Consider the following 264-nt stretch of genomic DNA (forward strand, 5'->3'; position numbering starts at 1 on the left):
ATAAGAATTTTTGTAAAGATAATTCCTTCAAAGCTTTTTTACATAGTTCAAATCTGTGATGAATCCGAAAAATCGATCGTTATAATGTATTTATTCTACTAAGAAAGATGAGCAGTGTCAAATGTGATTACATTTAATACGAAAGGCCTGGACTTTGCACTGACGGCACTGTTTGTAATGATTTTTACGGAACAGTGGATCGGACAGAAGCGTCATTGGCCGGTAGGAACTGTATTTTATATGATTCTGGTGCAGATGGTGTTT

Origin of the sequence: Clostridium sp. CAG:43 (assembly GCF_000434655.1) — a bacterium.
Taxonomy (GTDB): domain Bacteria; phylum Bacillota; class Clostridia; order Lachnospirales; family Lachnospiraceae; genus Otoolea; species Otoolea fessa.